A 17,871-nucleotide genomic window follows, 5' to 3' on the forward strand; every position below is an offset into this window, starting at 1 on the left:
ATGGTATTTTAGTAGTGAATTATGGCAATCTGTGGATATTTGCATCGCTACGGAAACTTTCGTTCTCTTGATGGGTCAAGAGAAAATGGGATGTTCTGATGTTGAATATCGTCTGGTTTAGTTGGCCTTCCTGGCTCGGGTGGTTTGCCCGGAGGTTTAGGTTTGCCGGGGGGTGTAATAACCGGTATCGTGATTTCGTTTCCTTCTTCATTCCCATCTTCTTTTTCCTTTTCTTCTTCCTCTTTCTTCTTTTTCTCTTCTTCTTCTTCTTTTCTCTTCGTCTCTTGCCATGCAGAGAAGCGGGCTCGGTCAAATGAAGCGACTGCCATCTCAAAACCTAAGTTTCCTGGATTCGAAAATTTACCTGCGAGCAGTTGAGGATTGGCCCGTTCGATCGCTTTAAAGATATTGACCCATGCATTTTTCGCCATGTCTTTATTGGTCATGGACATGTTGTAATCATAGCCAGCCCATACGCCGATGCTGATTTTAGGTGTATATCCTACAAACCATAGATCGTCATAGTCACTACTGGTTCCGGTTTTACCAGCCACATCGTATTTCGGATTGATTTTCCTTCCTATGAGCGAGGCTGTGCCTCCTTTTACAACTGTGCGTAGCATCTTGGTAATTTTATAGGAAGTCTGCGGAGAGAAGACTTCGACTGGCTTGCTTTTGTGTTCAAAAATGACATTTCCATCTGCATCTTCGATCTTACTGATCACAAAAGGGGGATAATGGGTTCCGCCGTTAGCAAAAGTAGCAAAGGATGCTGTCATCTTCTCTACGGTAAATCCGTACGTATTTCCTCCGATGGCCGCCGACTCTGTATCATGTGGATGTGGATTTAGCCCCATCTGACGGATAAAGTTAAACGCTCTTTCTTGTCCGACGGCACGAAATGTTTTAATGGCAGGAGTATTTAGTGAAAATTTCAAAGCATGCTCCACTGTGACGGGTCCTTGGAATCTTTCATTCGCATTTTTATAATCGCCGCCACCTCCGCCTTTTTTAATCACTTCATCCACAATTTTAGCTTGAGGGGAGAGAAGTCCTAGTTCTAGGGCAGGTCCATAGTCAAGGACTGGCTTGATGGCTGAACCCGGCTGGTTTTGGACATCGAAGCAGTGATCCTTTTGGTTCTTATCAAACTTGTGCGTACTTGGGACAAAGGCGAGGACGGCTCCTGTCTGGTTTTCGATGACACAAGCGCCAAGCTCTTCTTCATACTTTTTGCCGGATTTGGGATACAACCGGGGGCGAAGTGTGATTCCTTTTATGACGTCCTGATTGATTTCGTTGTATAATTGCTCGTTTAATGTAGTGTAGAAACGGTATCCCTTTGTCGAGGCAAGCTTTTTATACTCTTCCAGTGTAGAGCGGTATTTTCCCTGCTTGTTCAACTCCGCCAGATTTAACCCGTCTTTTTCCATCAGGGTCTTGGCTGCTTCATCTTCAATGGTAAACATGATGAATGGATATTTGCTGTAGGCATTTTCAAATTGCTCTGGTTTGGCCAAGGATTCTTCTAGGTTAAAGGAAAGAGCCTCTTGGTACTCTTTTTCATTTAGATATCCATATTCTTTCATCTTAGAAAGAACGAGCTTCATTCGCTTTAATCCGCGTTCAAGGCCGGCATTGGACTCTTCTTTATTAGCTGTAGCGGAATCGCTGTAGAAGGGACTTAGTGCATTAGGACGTTGAACCATTCCAGCGATGTAAGCGGCTTGGGCAGGGTTTAGGTCTTTTACATCTTTTTTAAATAGTCCATTTGCCGCTGATTTCACACCATACATTTGTTGGCCGTGAGCACCGGGGCCGAAATGGACGACATTCATGTAGTTACGGATGATTTCATCTTTATTGTATAATTGCTCTAGGCGCAGAGCTAAAATGATTTCTTTTGATTTTCGCTCTAAATCTTTGGATCGATCATTTAGAATAAGATTCTTAACTAGTTGTTGTGTAATGGTACTGCCGCCTGTTTGAGAAGAGGCGTTTGTGGCAGATTGATAGGCAGCACGTATGATGGAACGTGGAACAATGCCTTGATGTTTGTAAAAGTCTCGATCTTCGATGGAAATAAAGGCATTGGTTAAGTTAGGACTTACTTCTTTGATATCGCTTAATAGGGTACGGTCCTGATTTTCGGCACGTAGAGATCCGATGAGGACAGGTTTTCCATCTTCATCTTTATTCTGAAAATAGGCATAACTCGTTTCAAATAGTTTCTTTAAATCTTTATCTAAATCATCTTTCGATCGAACTTTTTCGTCTTTTACGATCGACTGAACCACACCAGCTGCAACACCGACTCCCAACATCACACCAGTAAGAGCAATGGTTACAATAATCATTCCGATATAAAGGAATTTTCTTAGTATTTTTTGGGTGGTTGAATGGGAGTTTTTGTATTTATCGACCCGTTTCTCCATTTACTTGATACCCTCCTCGGTTTCGGGTAATATTATACCATATATTTGAAAGTGACGAACAAGTACAGTAGCCAATAAGTTTTTTCGAATTCAGAGAACTGGTGGTAGGTGCAAACCAGTCGAGTCTTTTTGGTGAATTACGCTTGGGAGCTTATGCGGACACAGGTCTGCACGGTTTCAAACCGATATCATGATTGAGTGGGAGATTCATTTGTTATGTGATCTTCAACAAGGGTGGTACCGCGGAATAACTTCGTCCCTTATCGGGAGTGAAGTTTTTTATTTTGCCTAAAAAAGGAGAGAGAATGTTGAGCCATCAAGACGAAAAAAAGCAAATGACACCAGAGGTTGAGCAAGAATTACAACGACAGTTAGCTATTTTACAGAGAGGGACAGTGGAGATTCTACCACTAGATGCCTTTCATAGTAAGTTACGTCGTTCGATTGAACAAAAGAAGCCGCTAAAAGTAAAATTAGGACTAGACCCAACCGCTCCCGATATTCATATAGGGCATACCGTTGTATTTAATAAACTAAAACAATTTCAGGATCTCGGTCATACGGTTCAATTAGTGATCGGAGACTTCACGGCTCGGGTTGGTGATCCAACAGGGAAATCGGAGACTCGAAAACAGTTGACAGAAGAAGAAGTACTTCATAATGCGAAGACGTATACCACTCAATTATTTAAGAGACTTGATCCAGCTAGGACAGAGATTTCCTTTAATAGTAAGTGGCTAGCTCCTTTGACCTTTGCTGATGTAACTAATTTAGCGGCGAAAGTAACCGTTGCTCGGATGCTCGAGCGTGATGATTTCTCGAAACGTTACCAAAGCGGTCAGGCGATTAGTATTCACGAGTTCTTCTACCCACTGATGCAAGGATACGATTCCGTTGCGTTGCAATCCGATGTGGAGTTAGGGGGAACGGACCAAACCTTTAACCTGCTCATGGGGCGTCAGTTGCAAAAAGAATTTGGCCAAGAGGAGCAAGTCATTTTAACGATGCCACTTCTAGAAGGTCTCGATGGCGTGAAGAAGATGAGTAAAAGCTTGGGCAACTACATTGGTGTGGACGATGAACCAAGTGATATGTACGGGAAATCGATGTCGATCCCAGATGAGTTGATGTACAAATACTTCCAGCTTGCAACGGATCTTCCGAATGAGGAGTTAACGAATCTGAAAGCGGGTATCGAAGCTGGCTCGATTCATCCACGCGATGCCAAGATGCGTCTGGCTTACACCTTTGTCGAGATGTACCACGGCAGGGATGCGGCAAAAGAAGCAGAGCAACGTTTCCGCACCGTCTTTCAACAAAATGCCTTGCCAGATGATATTCCTGTAGTAGAGATCGCACAGGCTGGTCTAGAGACGGAGGGCACATGGATTGTACCATTGTTAACTCAATTGAAGCTTTGTCCGTCAAATGGAGAGGCGAGGCGGATGATTCAAAACGGTGGTGTGCGTGTGAATCAGGAGAAGCTATTAGATGTGCAGGCGCGGATTCAGTTGGAAGATGGGCTTGTGATTCAGGTTGGGAAGAGGAAGTTTGCTCAGATTAAGTTGGTTTAAAAACAGGCATCTAGGCCCTAAAAAAAGGATCTAGATGCCTGTTTTCTATTAGGAATGAAAAAGATTTCAGTTATATAGTTGACTTATATAGTTTAACTGTATATTATATAACTATACAGTCAAACTATACAGTTAGGCGGAATGATAGTGAAGAGAAATAAGTTATTACCGTTAACGGAGACAATGAGCTATATCATGTTAGCGCTGCGAGAGCCGGCGCACGGGTATGTGATTATGCAAAAGGTGGAGGAAATGAGTGCGGGCGCTGTCCGAATTGCAGCTGGAACGTTATACGGTGCGATTGAGAATTTGATGAAACATAAGCTGATTGGACGGGTGGAGACACAGGATGCCCGGCGAAAGGTTTATGTACTGACAGATCAAGGAAGAGACGTTTTGGAGTTGGATATTGAAAGAATGCAACACATCATCCATGTATACAAAGGGGAATGATAAAATGAAAAAGTTTAAAATGTTTATCGATATCCATAAGGAAGAAGCTTGGTTAAATGAGCAATTAAAGAAGGGTTATGAATTGGTAAAGAGAAGTTCACTTACAGGTGTTTATCATTTTAAAAAAACAACGAATCCGAATCAGGTTATTAAGTTGGATGTTCAAAATGGCATGTCGAAAGAGAAATATAATACATATGTTGATTTACACGAAGAATTTGGCTGGCGACGTGTTGCAAATAGCCGACATCATTATATCCATTACTGGATTAAAGAGAAAGACGGTCATGATGAGTTGTTTTCTGATGTACAATCCTCTGGTGCCATGTTAAAACGAATCGCTAATTATTACTTGTTGTGGTTTGTAGTATTTTTGGCTGTTTCTACATCTGGCAACGTATATCTTAACCCAATGGATGCCTATTTGACCCCAGGTTTATGGGGAAAACAAGGTAGTGCTTTTATAAAGGCTTTACTATTTGAAACCCCTTTTGCACTTATGCGTTGTGCACCAGTTTGGTTTTGCATCATCATGACGATGGTTTTTACCTTCAAGTACAAGAAGTGTTTAAAACAAGAGAATACATTTGCTGAATAAATATGAATAGACCCTACGATCAAAAGTAGAGTCTATTTTTTATATAACAATGGTATGATAGCTAGTCCATTTTCATGGATGAATAGTTGTAGGCAGTTATCACGCTAGTTGGGCTGTATGCATAAGCTAAACCATAAGTTAAGTGTGAACCAAAGGAGAATTAGTATGCCAGTATCGGTGATTATGAATCAAATTAATGTAAATTTGGTTCAGGGGAACGGCGCTGTTTCGACGGGGCAAAATAATTTGTCGGATTGGACTTGTCAGGGCAAGGCGAACATAGCAAACGGTATACAGGCTGGCATCTTCTTATCGACAGCACCTATAAACTTCCAAATGGATAGTGACCTACTTGATACTGCCATTACACAGCCTGAGTTGATTGCACCGGATGCGAGTGTGCAGATATAGGGATGCGATATGGGAGAGAAATAGATGGATGTCACGGTTGGAACGATCCAAGTTCAGTTAATCACCCAAAATGCAGGGATTTTTGTAGGGGAGAATTATCCGATCCAGTGGAGCATGCAGTTAAAGATTAATTCTGCAGGTGGGACGGTTGCAGGGGATGGAAATATCTTGTATCGAGTCATAAACGTTATTGATGATCCTGATATTATTGATTCGAATTGGATCAAGATCGAGAAGGATGATTCAAAGGAAGATGAAGGGACAGTGGGACCACACTCAAGTGGTGGATGAGGGTGCTTCATTTTTCTCGTTTTTATCTGGCTTCATTTTTTCTGTTATCAACTTTTGTAGCCAGTCCGGAATGTCTTTTGAGTCGGCACATTGCGTAAAAGTATCAATGAGATCAGAATCCTGTAGAACTGAGTAAAGATCGTGAATCTGGTTCTGGTCCCCATGAAATGACCCCAAGCCTTGATTATGCTTTTTAACACTCTCGAAGTCACTTAACCAGTTATTCCCCATATTGACAGAAGAAGCCCCCTCCATGACTCCGATCCGGATTGTTCCAAGTAAAAACGTGGGAGATTTCATCGGTATCACCACTCCCTTTTTATATTCGTCTGAGCTAATCCACCGGCTTATTGGGATAGCGAATGGAAAATCCACTCTGGTTCGAACTCACTTTCATTTCAGATAATGGGTCAGTAGAAGATGGAGCGGATGGCTGTGAGTGTTTGGATACCGATTTCTTGGAGGCTTGGATACCTAGATTGTTTCCGATGTTTAGCGACCCGCTTAGCTCGTCGATATCCAGCTGGTCCAGCCGAAAGGTGAGTTGTTCGAGTACGGGTTGGTGAATATCAAGTTGATGGATATGGATATGGACTTCAGGGGATCGATTTAGTAGCTCCTTAACACTAGCCTCTAATTGGTCGAGTTTGGTGGCTAATTGCTGGGTTGGATGAGGCGAATGATTACGACGTTTTCGAAACCAAGAGATCATGTAACTCATCCTTTATGATTAATGGCTAATTCGAGCTTGGATGATGAAAGTCGAAATGGTCTTGATCGTGAATGGTTTGGATCGTATGGATCATCTGGTTCTGATCCCCTACCACGCTAGAACCCTCGTTCTTTTTGATAATGGATCGGATTTGTGTATGAATGTTCTTTCCCGAGAAAATGCCTGATGACTGTGTCATGGAGTCTACTTTTAGTGAGTCTAATTTAAATTTTATCTGAAAAACCTCCTAACATGAGATGATAAGGAAGGTGTGGATACGATGAACGATATTTGGAGTACCATTCGATCAATACCTTGGCAGGGTGGAGAAACGATTTCTCCTGGCCAATTGAACCCCACTCAAATACAATCATTTATTCAAAAAAGCATTCAACAATCGTTGGGTGAGGTATTTCAAAGTAATCCGATTGCTACTTCTTTTAGTGGGAATGATTCCGGAATTCAATGGGATTTAGTCGAGTTGATGGATTACGTTATTATAAAGGGTGAGCTACCGAATACCGTTCGCCCCAATGAGATTCGATTTTTTTGTACAAAATCAGAACTCATTATTGAGACGGGTTCGAAAGGAAGTAGAACAACTGTTTCGCTACCTTGTTTAGTGAAGGAAAAAGGAATTCGTGCGAAATGTAAAGAAGGAATTTTTGAAATACGGCTACCGAGAGAGCGTGGAGGAAAAGAAACATTAATTGCTGTAGAATGGGAATAACACACAAAAATAGTTCCACTTCTTTTTTATATGATTTAATGCGGTTATATATGAATAGAAGGATAAAAAAACTGCCATGTCGACTAGACATGGCAGTTGGTTTACGAAACGATTAACGGGAGTAGAACTCTACGATCAAGGTTTCGTTGATTTCAGATGGTAATTCACTACGGTCAGGAAGACGAGTGAGAGAACCTTCCATTTTGCTCTCATCAAAAGTGAGATATTCTGGTAAGAAAGAGCGCTCTGCAAGAGCTTCTTTCACGATGGTTAGGTTTTGGCTACGCTCGCGAAGACCGATTACATCACCGATTGAAACAGTGAATGCTGGGCGGTCTACTTTTTTGCCGTTCACAGTAACGTGTCCATGAACTACTAATTGACGTGCTTGAGAACGAGTGCGTGTAAGACCAAGACGGTATACGATGTTGTCTAGACGTACTTCAAGAGCTTTCATGAAGTTTTCACCATGAATCCCTTGCGCTTTACCAGACTTGTCGAATAGGTTACGGAACTGACGCTCGTTTAAGCCGTACATGAGACGTAGTTTTTGTTTTTCTTGTAATTGGATTCCGTACTCGCTCAGTTTTTTACGAGCTTGTCCGTGTTGTCCTGGAGCATAAGGACGTTTTGCCAACTCTTTACCAGTACCGGAAAGAGAGATGCCAAGACGACGACTAAGTTTCCAGCGTGGGCCAGTATAACGTGCCATAGTATTAACTCTCCTTTTGTGATCATTTGCGATCAATTGTGTTGTTATCGCACAAACGACAGGGACTATTTCGCTAAATGGATCTGCCTGCTTCCGGATAGCGACGAAAGCAAGAGATTCCTATCTATATACGATAGGGCGAAATAGTGAGGGTGATCCCTTCACCTTTTGTGAGCTATCCTCATCTCCCTAAGGAGGGATACATTTGAGCCATACAAGGATGAATTATATCATTCTACTAAAAAAAGTCAATGGTGAGCTCTTGGACAGAGTTTATGCTCTCCGAGGCGGATAGGCACGTACATAGTTGATCGTAAAGCCGCGTGCGGAAAACTTTTCCTCGTACTCAGTCGTGATATTGGTGTTTGCCCATTCGCTTTGGTGTAGATCGCGTGATATTTCGACGATGTTCCAGCCGTTTGTTTCTAGCTCTTCTAATGAGAAATCGAACAGAGAAACACTATCTGTTTTTAAAATAAGATCACCGTCTGGCTTTAATACATTGCGATATTTGTCTAGAAATGTGTGATGAGTGAGACGACGTTTGGCATGGCGAGTTTTTGGCCACGGATCGCTAAAATGAAGGTAAATTCGATCCACTTCTTCTCCTGGAGCAAAAATTTCTTCTAGTTTGGTAATATCCATCCATACATATCGGAGATTGGTACACTCCGTCGCTTCCCCTTTTTGGACTGCATACATGAGAGGCTCTTCGATCTTTTCTACACCGATCCAATTGATGTGGGGGTGAAGCTCCGCTGCTTTGGCTAAAAATTGCCCTTTTCCTGTTCCGAGCTCGATATATAGCGGTTGCTTGGAAGGAAAGTGAGTCTCCCACTGCCCTTTGCTTTCTTCGGGTTGTTGTATGACGAGTGGATGTGTAGATAAGATTTGCCGTGCTAATGGATGTCTTCGTAAACGCATAAATATGTCCCTCATTTGTTCAGAATTCGCTATACTATTATAGCCTAGACTGAGCTTGTCGACAAAGATTGAAAAGTTTTCCCTAGATTGCGCTAGGTTGAATCGTGCGCTAAGATGGAGGTGAAGTGGGGGATTATGCATATGATGAAGCCATATAAAGTTGTGGCAAAAGCAATTATCTTCGATCAAAATCGTGTGTTGATTTTGCGTAAGTCATTGCAGGAGAGGCTCGCAAAAGATTCTCATGGCTGGGATTTTCCGGGGGGGACACTAGAACCTGATGAATCACTAATGGATGGATTATCGCGGGAGTTACAGGAGGAAGTGAGTTTATCCGTAAAAGTGGTGGCCCCTGCGTATATTTACGATGAGATTCAGGAAGAAAAACATATGATGATCATTAAGTTTGCTTGTCACCAACCGAGTGGAGAGGTCATGATCAGTGAGGAGCACGATTCTTATCATTGGTTTGATCTTGATAGCTTGCACCAAGCAACGATTCCAGAGTGGATGAAAGAAGAGATTCGCCGGGCTCAGCGTGTCTATAAAGAATTCCAAAAATAGAGCTGATTGCCTTGGATAACATCTTGTTTTCCAGGGCTTTTCGAGCACAGAATTGCCATAAGACCGCTTCTTCCTGTAAGTATTTTCATGATATACTACAGATATATTAGAATGTTTGTTTAAATAATCGAGAAATAAGGTGTTATGATCATGACTAGGAGAAGTATTATTAAATCCATTGCTTTATTATTTTTGTCCATTATCGCATGGCAATGGAAATGGCTTCTTTCGAAAATACAAGAACTTTTTCCGAATACGACCACCCCCTCCTCGGTTGCTACGCCAGCCACACCTGGGTCATTGCCCAGTTTTCAGGCAAAACAATTATTATATCAGTTTAAAGTAAAGGGGCAGGCACCGGCTCAGAGTTTGATTGAATTACGACATAAGAATAACATTTTGTTTTCCAACACCATTAAGCTAAGTAAAGAAAAAAAAGCGGATTATCCACATGTTGCGTATTCGAAAGAACAAGATGTTTCGATTGTAACGATTGCTTTGTCGCCAGAGTATGACTCCTATCCAGAACTAAAAGTAGAAGCAAAAGGAATCCCCATTTACGATCAGAGAGTAATTCGGCAGACGGAAGTGAAGATGATTGAAAATACTCACCCGATAGAAGGATATACGCCAAAGATTAGTTATGAGCCAGGAGAGAAGGTAGAATTTAAGGTTCATACAAAGAAAAAAGAATTTAATCTAGTAATTAGCCGATTTGGATTGGAAGAGAAAGTTTTATATCAAAAAACAGGAATAAAAGGGGCGGTACAAAACTATCCAGCTTATGCATATCGAGAAGGATGTCATTGGCAAACGAGTTTTGAATTTACGATCCCAGAGGATTGGAAGTCGGGGATGTATGCGGCTAAGGTATGGGATGAGAGTAAACGGGAATTTTATATCACTTGGATTGTTCGACCTAAACCAATGAAGGAGAAGGTAACTGCGGAAGCGAAGAAAAAGCGTATCGCTATGCTTTCTGCTACGAATACATGGCAAGCCTATAATCCTTGGGGTGGAGCGTCATTATATACATATAAGAGAAATCCACGGTTCCAACGATATCTACCCGATCAGATAGGCCCGAGGTTTGCGCAGTATGTAACCACACAACGCCCAAATCCGGAAGGACGTCCGGTTCCGATGCTAGGGCAAGAGCCTACACATCTTGCGAGCGGAGAGAGATATGTGTTTGCTTGGTTTGAGCGTGAGAAGATCCCGTTTGATTTATATAGCGATATGGATTTTCATCAAAACCCTCATCTGTTGGACTCATATGGGACCCTCTGTATTCAAACCCATAACGAATATTGGACCAAGGAAATGTATGATCAACTTGAAAAATTTGTAGACCGTGGTGGGAACCTGATCTATCTTTGCGGGAATGGCGTCTACTGGAAGATGGTTATTAATAATGATCTGATGGAAGTGCGTAAGGATAACGAAATGCATATGTTGAATGGTGAAAAGGGCGGGACTTGGAGAAGTTTGAAACGACCTGAGTCGCGATTATTAGGAGTGCGCTATACCACGCCGGGTATCACTACCTTTGCTCCGTATCGGGTCTTACATCCAGATCATTGGATTTTTGAAGGAACGGGAGTAAAAAAAGGAGATCTTATGGGAAAAGAAGGTCCGAGAGGGCCTGCTTCCGGACACGAAACGGATAAACGAGATGCGCATTCACCTAAAAATGTGATTCTCCTTGCGAAAGGGCTTAATCCGGATGAAGACCCACTTCAACGGAGTGACGGAAGCTTGCCGGTCGAAACAGAAAAGGGCATGGAAGTGGGCAAAGGTGGCGGAGAAATTGTTTACTATGATCATGCCAAAGGCGGAGGCGTGTACTCAGTCGGCTCCACCACATATGGGACTTCTATGTGGGTCGATCCCGTTTTATCAAAAATGTTGCGTAATGTGCTAAAACGTTTTACTGGATTGTAAGAAGGGAGCGATTGATTAGGTTCATTGGCCTAAATCAATCGCTTCTTTTTTTGAATGGGTTAGTGAAACGATATTAAATCTGTATGGTTAATCAAATAATCTACATATTGTTCCAAATAAGTTTGATCTTCTTCGTCGAATCTCTCTAATTCAGGACTATCAATATCTAAAACCCCGATTATGCTTCCTTGAAATCGCAAGGGAATGACGATTTCTGATTTTGTTTCTGCGTCACAAGCGATATGTCCCGAAAATTGGTGTACATCTGGCACGAGTATGGTTTTGTTTTCAGCTACTGCTGTGCCACAAACCCCTTTTCCAGTGGAGATTCGTACACAAGCGGGTTTCCCTTGAAAAGGTCCTAGTACGAGTTGATCTTGCTTTAGTAAGTAGAATCCGACCCAGTTGACTTGTCCGAGGGTGTGGAAGAGATGAGCTGCGCTATTCGAAAGGTTTGCTAACCAATCGGTTTCTCCCTCGATCAGGTGTTGAAGTTGTTTTAGAATAAGGGGATACTGATTTTTTCGATCATGGGCTGTGATTTCAAAGGAAAACATCTTCCATTCCTCCCTTTTCGGTTTGTATGCGAAAAATATTTTAGCTTGACAGAAAAAAATTAATCTGTGCCCTTGTGAATACAAGGAATGACCGTTACAATATCTTTATCATATAGGACTTATTTAAACAATGGAGAAGGGGATTTATGATGCGCGACGAACGTATTACAAAACTAGCTGATATTTTAGTCAATCACTCTTGTCGAGTGAAGAAGGGCGACAACGTCTTGGTTGATATGTTTGGAGACGACCGCAATCTGATTCGAGAAATCATTCAGAAGGTGTATGAAGCAGGTGGGTTTCCGCATGTCCAATTAAACGACCACACTGTTACACGTGCTGTGCTAATGGGGACAAGTAAAGACCACATGACACAGGTAACCGAGATACAGAAGACGATCATGAGTAAGATGGATTGCTACATAGGTATTCGTGGGGCGAATAACATCAATGAACTTAGTGATGTGCCAGCAGAAAACATGTCATTGTATATGCGTTTGTTTAATCATCAGGTGCATTCTGAAATTCGTGTGAAGAAAACTCGCTGGGTTGTACTTCGTTATCCAAATGAATCCATGGCACAGCTTGCCGGGATGAGTACAGAGCAGTTTGAGGACTTCTACTTTGAAGTATGTAATGTGGACTATAAGAAGATGGATGAGGCGATGAATCCACTTCAAAAGCGTATGGAAGACGCTGATTTAGTTGAAATTAAAGGACAAGGTACAGATTTGCGTTTTTCCATTAAAGGAATTCCGGTTATCAAATGTGCCGGTGAATGCAATGTGCCAGATGGCGAAGTATATACGGCCCCTGTCAAAGATTCGGTCAATGGTTACATCACTTTTACAGCTCCTACTCTCTATCAAGGCACAGTATTTGAAAATGTGCGCCTCGAGTTTGAGAACGGAAAAATTGTAAAAGCGACGGCGAACTCTGATGCAAATACGCTAAAGCTTAATGAAATTTTAGACACAGATGAAGGCTCCCGTTTCATTGGCGAATTCGCGATTGGAGTAAATCCATCCATCTCACACCCAATGAAAGATATCTTATTTGATGAGAAGATCAATGGTAGCTTCCACTTTACACCAGGCCAAGCTTATGAAGAGGCAGATAACTCCAATCGTTCTGCGATTCACTGGGATATGGTTTGTATCCAACGCCCTGAGTACGGTGGGGGAGAAATCTATTTTGATGGTGAGTTAATCCGCAAAGATGGATTATTTCTGGTCGAAGATCTAGAAGGTCTAAATCCAAATAACTTAAAGTAAATGGTTATATACGACAAAGAGAATCCTCAATTGGAGAGATTCTCTTTGTCGTATATATTTGCATAAGGAGAGAGACAAAATGACAACTCCAATCGATCAAATTGTATCTACGATAAAAGACCTAGTACATATTCCAAGCCCAACAGGATGGCCTACTTCTGCAATCGATTATGTAGAGAAACGATGGAAGCAGACCCATTGGGAGATGAAACGGAATGCAAAGGGAGCGCTTACCCTAACCATCCCCGGAAAGGATCAAGAAGTCCATCGATTCGTAACGGCACATGTGGACACCCTTGGTGCCATGGTGAAAGAAATCAGAAGCGATGGTAAGCTTGCTCTTATGAAAATCGGAGGCTTTGGATGGTTCGCTATCGATGGAGTCTACTGCACTGTTCATACAGAAGATGGAAAAGAAATCCGCGGAACCATTCTTGCAACCAATCCTTCCGTGCATGTAAATCCAGAAGCAGATACGAAAAGAGAGCAACACACGATGGCCGTCCGTCTGGATGTGAAGGTTCAGAGTAAAGAGGATGTAGAACAGTTAGGGATTCAGGTGGGAGACTTTATTACATTTGATCCAAATTATGAGGAATTAGAGACTGGATTTATCAAAACGAGGCATTTAGATGATAAAGCAAGTGTGGCTGTGTTGATTGAGCTAGTGCTCGAGATGAAGAAGCAAGGAATCGTGCTACCTCATACAACTCATATTCAAATCGGTACCTTTGAAGAAGTTGGCTTCGGCGCTAATTCTAATATTCCAGCTCAGGTGAGAGAGTTCTTGGCTGTTGATATGGGTGCGATTGGCGAAGGACAGAGTACAGATGAGTTTACGGTTTCGATTTGTGCTATGGATGGGGTAGGGCCGTATAATTACGAACTTCGTAGGAAATTAGTGAAGTTAGCAAAAGAGTACAAGATTCCGTATCAGATTGATTTGTATCCATTTTATGGTTCAGATGCAGGTGCAGCTTTAAAAGCAGGAGAAGATGTTATGCATGCCCTCATCGGTCCTGGTGTGGATGCTTCCCACGCATTTGAGCGTACTCATCGAGACTCTCTACAAGCTACATATCAACTTTTAAACAAGTACTTGGAAACAGAGTCATTGTAAAAAACGTCGGGATTTTTTAGGAAGCATTTATCACTTGAATTTGTTTTAGCTGAGTTTTTGTAAGAGGGAGAGTACAGTCAGGCCGATTCATTCTCCCTTTGGTCACTCCTGCCCGAAATCCTCCGTTTGGTGTAGGGACAGCCACTCTGATTCCAAATACTTGGCTCACCCAATGGAAAGGAAAGCAAACGGAGATTCTGCCATCCGTCGTTCCTGCATATTCTACAGCGGCAGCATAGTGATCTCGATCTTGTAGCCAGACAGAACCTGAATCTCCAGCTTTTCCAACTACTTGTCGATGTCTGGTTACAACGATTTGATCCACAAATACCACCTCTCCATCTACAAGTACGTCTGTATGGACAGATCGAATGTTTCCTCTTCGAAAACCAGTTGTCCGTCCTGTTTTGATCAAATTCATCCCTACACAACAGGAAATGAGATGCCCAGGTACAACGATTTTTTGACCTGTATTTCCTAAAAGGTATCTCGGGTCTAGGAGTCTATTTTGTCTAGGTCTCGCCAGCGCAGCGTCTACATAGTTAATATCTGCTATCGGTTCTGTATATTGAAACAATTTTCCGATCCTGTTTATTCTTGCTCTTCCTCGATCGTATACTCCCGGTTGATAGGTAGAGTTAGTCGCTCCTGGTCTTTCGGGAACAAGTATATGTTTATTGCTAAATACATATAAATGTTTGGATTTAGGGAAGTTGGTAACGATAATCCCGGCCGTTCCGGCAATGGGTTCGTCTGAGCTAATGCTTACTCCCCCAGGAATAGGACGGATTCTCGTTTGATTCAGAGGTTTGGCAGCATGATGTTGAAATCTCCCCACTCGTTCGAAAAGTACAGGAATACGAGCGGGTATACCTAGCTTTGCTCTGAAGGAGGATGTCATTGAGGACTGTTTCCGCATGGAGAGGCTCTTGTCGATATAGGTAATAATACAAGCCCCTAGTGATGGTTTTTGAGGGTTAGCGTATCCCACCCCAATCGCATGCACACTCTCATTCCGTAAAATGGCAGGAGAAATTTGTTTTTTGTACCTGATGCAGTCTATAAAAGTGGCCATGTAGCATTCTCCCTTCTAAAACATTCAGAATGCTACAGCCTATGCGTTATCCCTTTCTCCGCCTGTGCGTTCGCCTACTATCTGTAAATGTTAAGAGCTTATCATTTCAATGGTCTGTATGGAGTCGATTGGTTGGTCATGATCTTGATTTCTTAGATAGAGAAGAGCAGGCCCACCTTGTTTTTCGCTCAGAGGCTTTCCATCAATTGCAAAACATAGATAGGAATCAAGGATTTCTTCGTATGAAAGGCTTATTTTCTCGCCATCTCTGCGATGAATAAGGGCGGTATGTACATCTTCTTTTGGTTCAGCATTAAGCAGAAATGGACGAAGAGCCATCCCGAGGCTATTTGGTTCGATCGGGAATCGTCGTTCGTCAAAGATCCAAACTCCTGGATCTATATTAATAGTAAAGTTGGTATCTCCCTTTATTTGAATAATCATCTCATCATCACCCAATCTCTATGGTACATTCTCCCTATTATATATATAAAATCTTCTTTTCTTCCAACTCATTTTGCAAATCTACCACTCTTCATGATAAACTAGTTCTAGCATACATGTTGAAGAAGTACCGTACCCCGTGTGGAACGGTCGATGGGGGGCGTAGAAATGACCACACCGACACAGACCGATTTAAATGCAAAAGCGCTCGAAATCCTTAGGAGTGATGCTTCTAAGATTGAGCAGTTGATTGCGGTTCAGTTAGAACACCTAGCTCTACCTAAGTGTCCACTTTATGAAGAAGTGATGAATATGCAGATGTTCGGGCTTTCTCGTCAAATCGATTTTGCTGTTCGCGCTGGTATGATCAATCGTGAACAAGGTCAGCAAATCATTAATGATTTGGAACGGAAATTAGCGGATTTATTTAGTCTTATTATGCCGTAATGATATTAAGTATAGAAAATATCAGCCTTTGAGTATCAAACTCATAGGCTGTTTTTTTATTTAAATTGTTCCATCTGCTGCGCTTTCCATAATGCCCGTTCGGTTTGGATTAGCTCCCTTTTCAATTGTCGAATTTGATCATTTAAACGTAATTGCTCTTGGCGTGTTTGACGTGCTAATGGCTCATCTCCACGGCGAGTGGCCATTTGAAAATCGTTTTGTTTTTCTCTTTCTTTTTTTTCGAGTCGTTCGATCTCGATGTGTAGGTCTTCGATTTGACGTTGATAGATCCAAACTGTCATCTTTGTTACTCCTTTCCAAATTCTGTATTTTAATATGTTTTTCCGTGGAAGGTGCTATTTCCTGCAAGGTCCTATAGAAAAGAAAAAGGAACCACTTCACATATGATCCATGATGTGAAGTGGTTCCTTTTGAAAATGAAATCGTCTATTGTTTTCACTCTAAACAATAAAAAATACAGTTCCTAAAATCACATATACCAGTAACAATAAGGTGCCTTCGTACCAGTTGGTAGAGCCATCCCGTGATACGGAGGAGGCAATGAAGGCAGATACAGCAACGGCGGCCACTTCGTAGTTGGTAAAGACAAGATCCATGGGGCGGTTGAATAGTAGGCTAATGAATACAAGCATAGGAGCGACGAATAAGGCAATTTGTAAACTACTGCCGATGGCGATTTCTACAGCAGCTCCCATACGGTTTTTCATCGCTAAAAAGATGGCGGCACTATGTTCAGCGGCATTTCCGATGATGGCAATGAGGAACGCACCCACAAACATTTCGGTCCAACCCAGTGCATGTGCGACAGACTGGACGCTATGCACCAACCATTCGGATTGAATCGCAACAAAGGTGGTGGAGATGACGAGTACAAGGATCGATCCCCATTTTGACCAGATCGCATGCTCTTTATCTTCAATCCCATCGACCATGCCATCAATCGATGCACCTAGTTCTTTCCGATGCGTAATTAAGGAAAAGATGAGCCATAAAATATAGGCGAGAATGAGAGCCACGGCGATGATGACGCTAACTGTGATGTCTTCCTCCGCTGTAACACGCTTAGGATCTGTTAAAAAAGCTGCCGGGACAAAGAGTGCGATGACGGCAAGCATCATGAGAGAGGCATTATGCCCAGCTAAGATAGGGTTGAAGTTTTGCGTCTTATACTTTACACCGCCCATGAACATGGATAAGCCTAGTACAAGTAATAGGTTCCCGATGATCGAACCGGTGATGCTCGCTTTTACCATATCAAATAAACCCTCTTTTACGAGGAAGATGGCGATAATCAGTTCCGCGGCATTACCAAACGTGGCATTGAGAAATCCTCCAATTCGTTCACCCGCATAATGTGCTACACTTTCGGTTGCTTTTCCTAGAAGGGCTGCCCATATAAGCAATGATAAACAAGCTGTACCAAATTGTAATGGTTGAATGGAGGTATAAAAATGAGCCCAAGCACTCAATAATGTAAATACAGCTAGTAATGGATACCAAATTTTTTTGTTCACAAAATCCACACCTTTCTATGTTAGAATGAGCGATTTATCTACAAATTAGACATGTATGAATCTGGATTTTG

22 protein-coding genes and 1 other annotated feature are annotated in these 17,871 nt (G+C 42.1%); of the genes, 11 read left to right on the forward strand and 11 right to left on the reverse strand.

Annotation, left to right across the window (positions count from 1 at the left end):
• Positions 1-47: 47 nt before the first annotated feature.
• Positions 48-2,435 carry a transglycosylase domain-containing protein gene (locus tag BLU58_RS03525; protein WP_093290849.1) on the reverse strand — a complete coding sequence of 796 codons (2,388 nt, stop codon included), beginning with the start codon at positions 2,433-2,435 and terminating at the stop codon, positions 48-50.
• A 45-nt stretch (positions 2,436-2,480) separates the two neighbouring features.
• Positions 2,481-2,699: a binding site (T-box leader), on the forward strand.
• A gap of 41 nt (positions 2,700-2,740) precedes the next feature.
• Between BLU58_RS03525 and tyrS the strand changes: the two genes are divergently transcribed.
• From tyrS to BLU58_RS03550, 5 genes are all read left to right on the forward strand, one after another.
• Positions 2,741-4,009, forward strand: a complete 1,269-nt coding sequence (tyrS, locus tag BLU58_RS03530; protein ID WP_093290850.1) for a tyrosine--tRNA ligase — start codon at positions 2,741-2,743, stop codon at positions 4,007-4,009.
• Positions 4,010-4,156: 147 nt separating this feature from the next.
• Positions 4,157-4,462, forward strand: coding sequence for a PadR family transcriptional regulator (locus BLU58_RS03535; RefSeq protein ID WP_093290851.1), 306 nt, complete (start codon positions 4,157-4,159; stop codon positions 4,460-4,462).
• A 4-nt stretch (positions 4,463-4,466) separates the two neighbouring features.
• Positions 4,467-5,060 carry a DUF2812 domain-containing protein gene (locus BLU58_RS03540; RefSeq protein WP_176786481.1) on the forward strand — a complete coding sequence of 198 codons (594 nt, stop codon included), beginning with the start codon at positions 4,467-4,469 and terminating at the stop codon, positions 5,058-5,060.
• A 165-nt stretch (positions 5,061-5,225) separates the two neighbouring features.
• On the forward strand, positions 5,226-5,471 hold the full coding sequence (locus tag BLU58_RS03545) for a hypothetical protein (protein WP_093290853.1): 246 nt from the start codon (positions 5,226-5,228) through the stop codon (positions 5,469-5,471).
• Positions 5,472-5,495: 24 nt separating this feature from the next.
• Positions 5,496-5,762, forward strand: coding sequence for a hypothetical protein (locus BLU58_RS03550; protein ID WP_093290854.1), 267 nt, complete (start codon positions 5,496-5,498; stop codon positions 5,760-5,762).
• Here BLU58_RS03550 and BLU58_RS03555 read toward each other — a convergent pair.
• Genes BLU58_RS03555 through BLU58_RS16280 form a run of 3 tightly spaced genes read right to left on the reverse strand, consistent with a single transcriptional unit; the run spans position 5,748 to position 6,673 of the window.
• The gene (locus BLU58_RS03555; protein ID WP_255404577.1) at positions 5,748-6,062 is read right to left on the reverse strand and encodes a hypothetical protein; all 315 of its coding nucleotides are present in this window, start codon (positions 6,060-6,062) and stop codon (positions 5,748-5,750) included. The two genes, BLU58_RS03550 and BLU58_RS03555, sit on opposite strands and share 15 nt — an antisense overlap.
• A 34-nt stretch (positions 6,063-6,096) precedes the next feature.
• Positions 6,097-6,474: a hypothetical protein gene (locus BLU58_RS03560; RefSeq protein WP_093290855.1), complete on the reverse strand. Its 378-nt coding sequence runs from the start codon at positions 6,472-6,474 to the stop codon at positions 6,097-6,099.
• 25 nt (positions 6,475-6,499) lie between these two features.
• On the reverse strand, positions 6,500-6,673 hold the full coding sequence (locus tag BLU58_RS16280) for a hypothetical protein (RefSeq protein ID WP_176786482.1): 174 nt from the start codon (positions 6,671-6,673) through the stop codon (positions 6,500-6,502).
• Between the two features lie 81 nt (positions 6,674-6,754).
• Here BLU58_RS16280 and BLU58_RS03565 point away from each other — a divergent pair, with 81 nt between their 5' ends.
• Positions 6,755-7,204 carry an Hsp20/alpha crystallin family protein gene (locus BLU58_RS03565; RefSeq protein WP_093290856.1) on the forward strand — a complete coding sequence of 150 codons (450 nt, stop codon included), beginning with the start codon at positions 6,755-6,757 and terminating at the stop codon, positions 7,202-7,204.
• Positions 7,205-7,316: 112 nt separating this feature from the next.
• On the opposite strand, the gene rpsD is transcribed toward BLU58_RS03565, so the two are convergent.
• Complete coding sequence (gene rpsD / locus BLU58_RS03570; RefSeq protein ID WP_093290857.1) at positions 7,317-7,916, reverse strand: 30S ribosomal protein S4; 600 nt, start codon at positions 7,914-7,916, stop codon at positions 7,317-7,319.
• 273 nt (positions 7,917-8,189) lie between these two features.
• A complete protein-coding gene (gene trmB / locus BLU58_RS03575; RefSeq protein ID WP_093290858.1) occupies positions 8,190-8,840 on the reverse strand; it encodes a tRNA (guanosine(46)-N7)-methyltransferase TrmB in 651 nt (216 codons plus the stop codon).
• A 141-nt stretch (positions 8,841-8,981) separates the two neighbouring features.
• Here trmB and BLU58_RS03580 point away from each other — a divergent pair, with 141 nt between their 5' ends.
• Together BLU58_RS03580 and BLU58_RS03585 are read left to right on the forward strand one after the other, a co-directional pair.
• Positions 8,982-9,404 (forward strand): NUDIX hydrolase, encoded by a 423-nt coding sequence (locus BLU58_RS03580; protein WP_176786483.1) that lies wholly within the window; start codon positions 8,982-8,984, stop codon positions 9,402-9,404.
• A 150-nt stretch (positions 9,405-9,554) separates the two neighbouring features.
• Positions 9,555-11,348 carry a N,N-dimethylformamidase beta subunit family domain-containing protein gene (locus tag BLU58_RS03585; protein ID WP_093290860.1) on the forward strand — a complete coding sequence of 598 codons (1,794 nt, stop codon included), beginning with the start codon at positions 9,555-9,557 and terminating at the stop codon, positions 11,346-11,348.
• 59 nt (positions 11,349-11,407) lie between these two features.
• On the opposite strand, the gene BLU58_RS03590 is transcribed toward BLU58_RS03585, so the two are convergent.
• Positions 11,408-11,905, reverse strand: a complete 498-nt coding sequence (locus BLU58_RS03590) for a GAF domain-containing protein (RefSeq protein WP_093290861.1) — start codon at positions 11,903-11,905, stop codon at positions 11,408-11,410.
• A 149-nt stretch (positions 11,906-12,054) separates the two neighbouring features.
• On the opposite strand from BLU58_RS03590, the gene BLU58_RS03595 reads away from it, so the two are divergent.
• The gene (locus tag BLU58_RS03595) at positions 12,055-13,179 is read left to right on the forward strand and encodes an aminopeptidase (protein ID WP_093290862.1); all 1,125 of its coding nucleotides are present in this window, start codon (positions 12,055-12,057) and stop codon (positions 13,177-13,179) included.
• Positions 13,180-13,258: 79 nt separating this feature from the next.
• Positions 13,259-14,299 (forward strand): M42 family metallopeptidase, encoded by a 1,041-nt coding sequence (locus BLU58_RS03600; protein ID WP_093290863.1) that lies wholly within the window; start codon positions 13,259-13,261, stop codon positions 14,297-14,299.
• A 16-nt stretch (positions 14,300-14,315) separates the two neighbouring features.
• Here BLU58_RS03600 and BLU58_RS03605 read toward each other — a convergent pair whose 3' ends face one another.
• Both BLU58_RS03605 and BLU58_RS03610 read right to left on the reverse strand, forming a co-directional pair.
• Entirely contained in the window at positions 14,316-15,374 is a 1,059-nt protein-coding gene (locus BLU58_RS03605) for a hypothetical protein (protein WP_093290864.1), read from the reverse strand.
• Between the two features lie 90 nt (positions 15,375-15,464).
• On the reverse strand, positions 15,465-15,818 hold the full coding sequence (locus tag BLU58_RS03610; protein WP_093290942.1) for a molybdopterin-binding protein: 354 nt from the start codon (positions 15,816-15,818) through the stop codon (positions 15,465-15,467).
• Positions 15,819-15,986: 168 nt separating this feature from the next.
• On the opposite strand from BLU58_RS03610, the gene BLU58_RS03615 reads away from it, so the two are divergent.
• Positions 15,987-16,265: an Fpa/YlaN family protein gene (locus BLU58_RS03615; protein ID WP_072333558.1), complete on the forward strand. Its 279-nt coding sequence runs from the start codon at positions 15,987-15,989 to the stop codon at positions 16,263-16,265.
• 56 nt (positions 16,266-16,321) lie between these two features.
• Here the strand turns inward: BLU58_RS03615 and BLU58_RS03620 are convergent, their stop codons facing one another.
• Both BLU58_RS03620 and cax read right to left on the reverse strand, forming a co-directional pair.
• Positions 16,322-16,567, reverse strand: coding sequence for a hypothetical protein (locus BLU58_RS03620; protein ID WP_093290865.1), 246 nt, complete (start codon positions 16,565-16,567; stop codon positions 16,322-16,324).
• A 159-nt stretch (positions 16,568-16,726) separates the two neighbouring features.
• Entirely contained in the window at positions 16,727-17,800 is a 1,074-nt protein-coding gene (gene cax, locus BLU58_RS03625; protein WP_093290866.1) for a calcium/proton exchanger, read from the reverse strand.
• Positions 17,801-17,871 lie beyond the last annotated feature (71 nt).

This window comes from Thermoactinomyces sp. DSM 45892, assembly GCF_900107305.1.
GTDB lineage: Bacteria > Bacillota > Bacilli > Thermoactinomycetales > Thermoactinomycetaceae > Baia.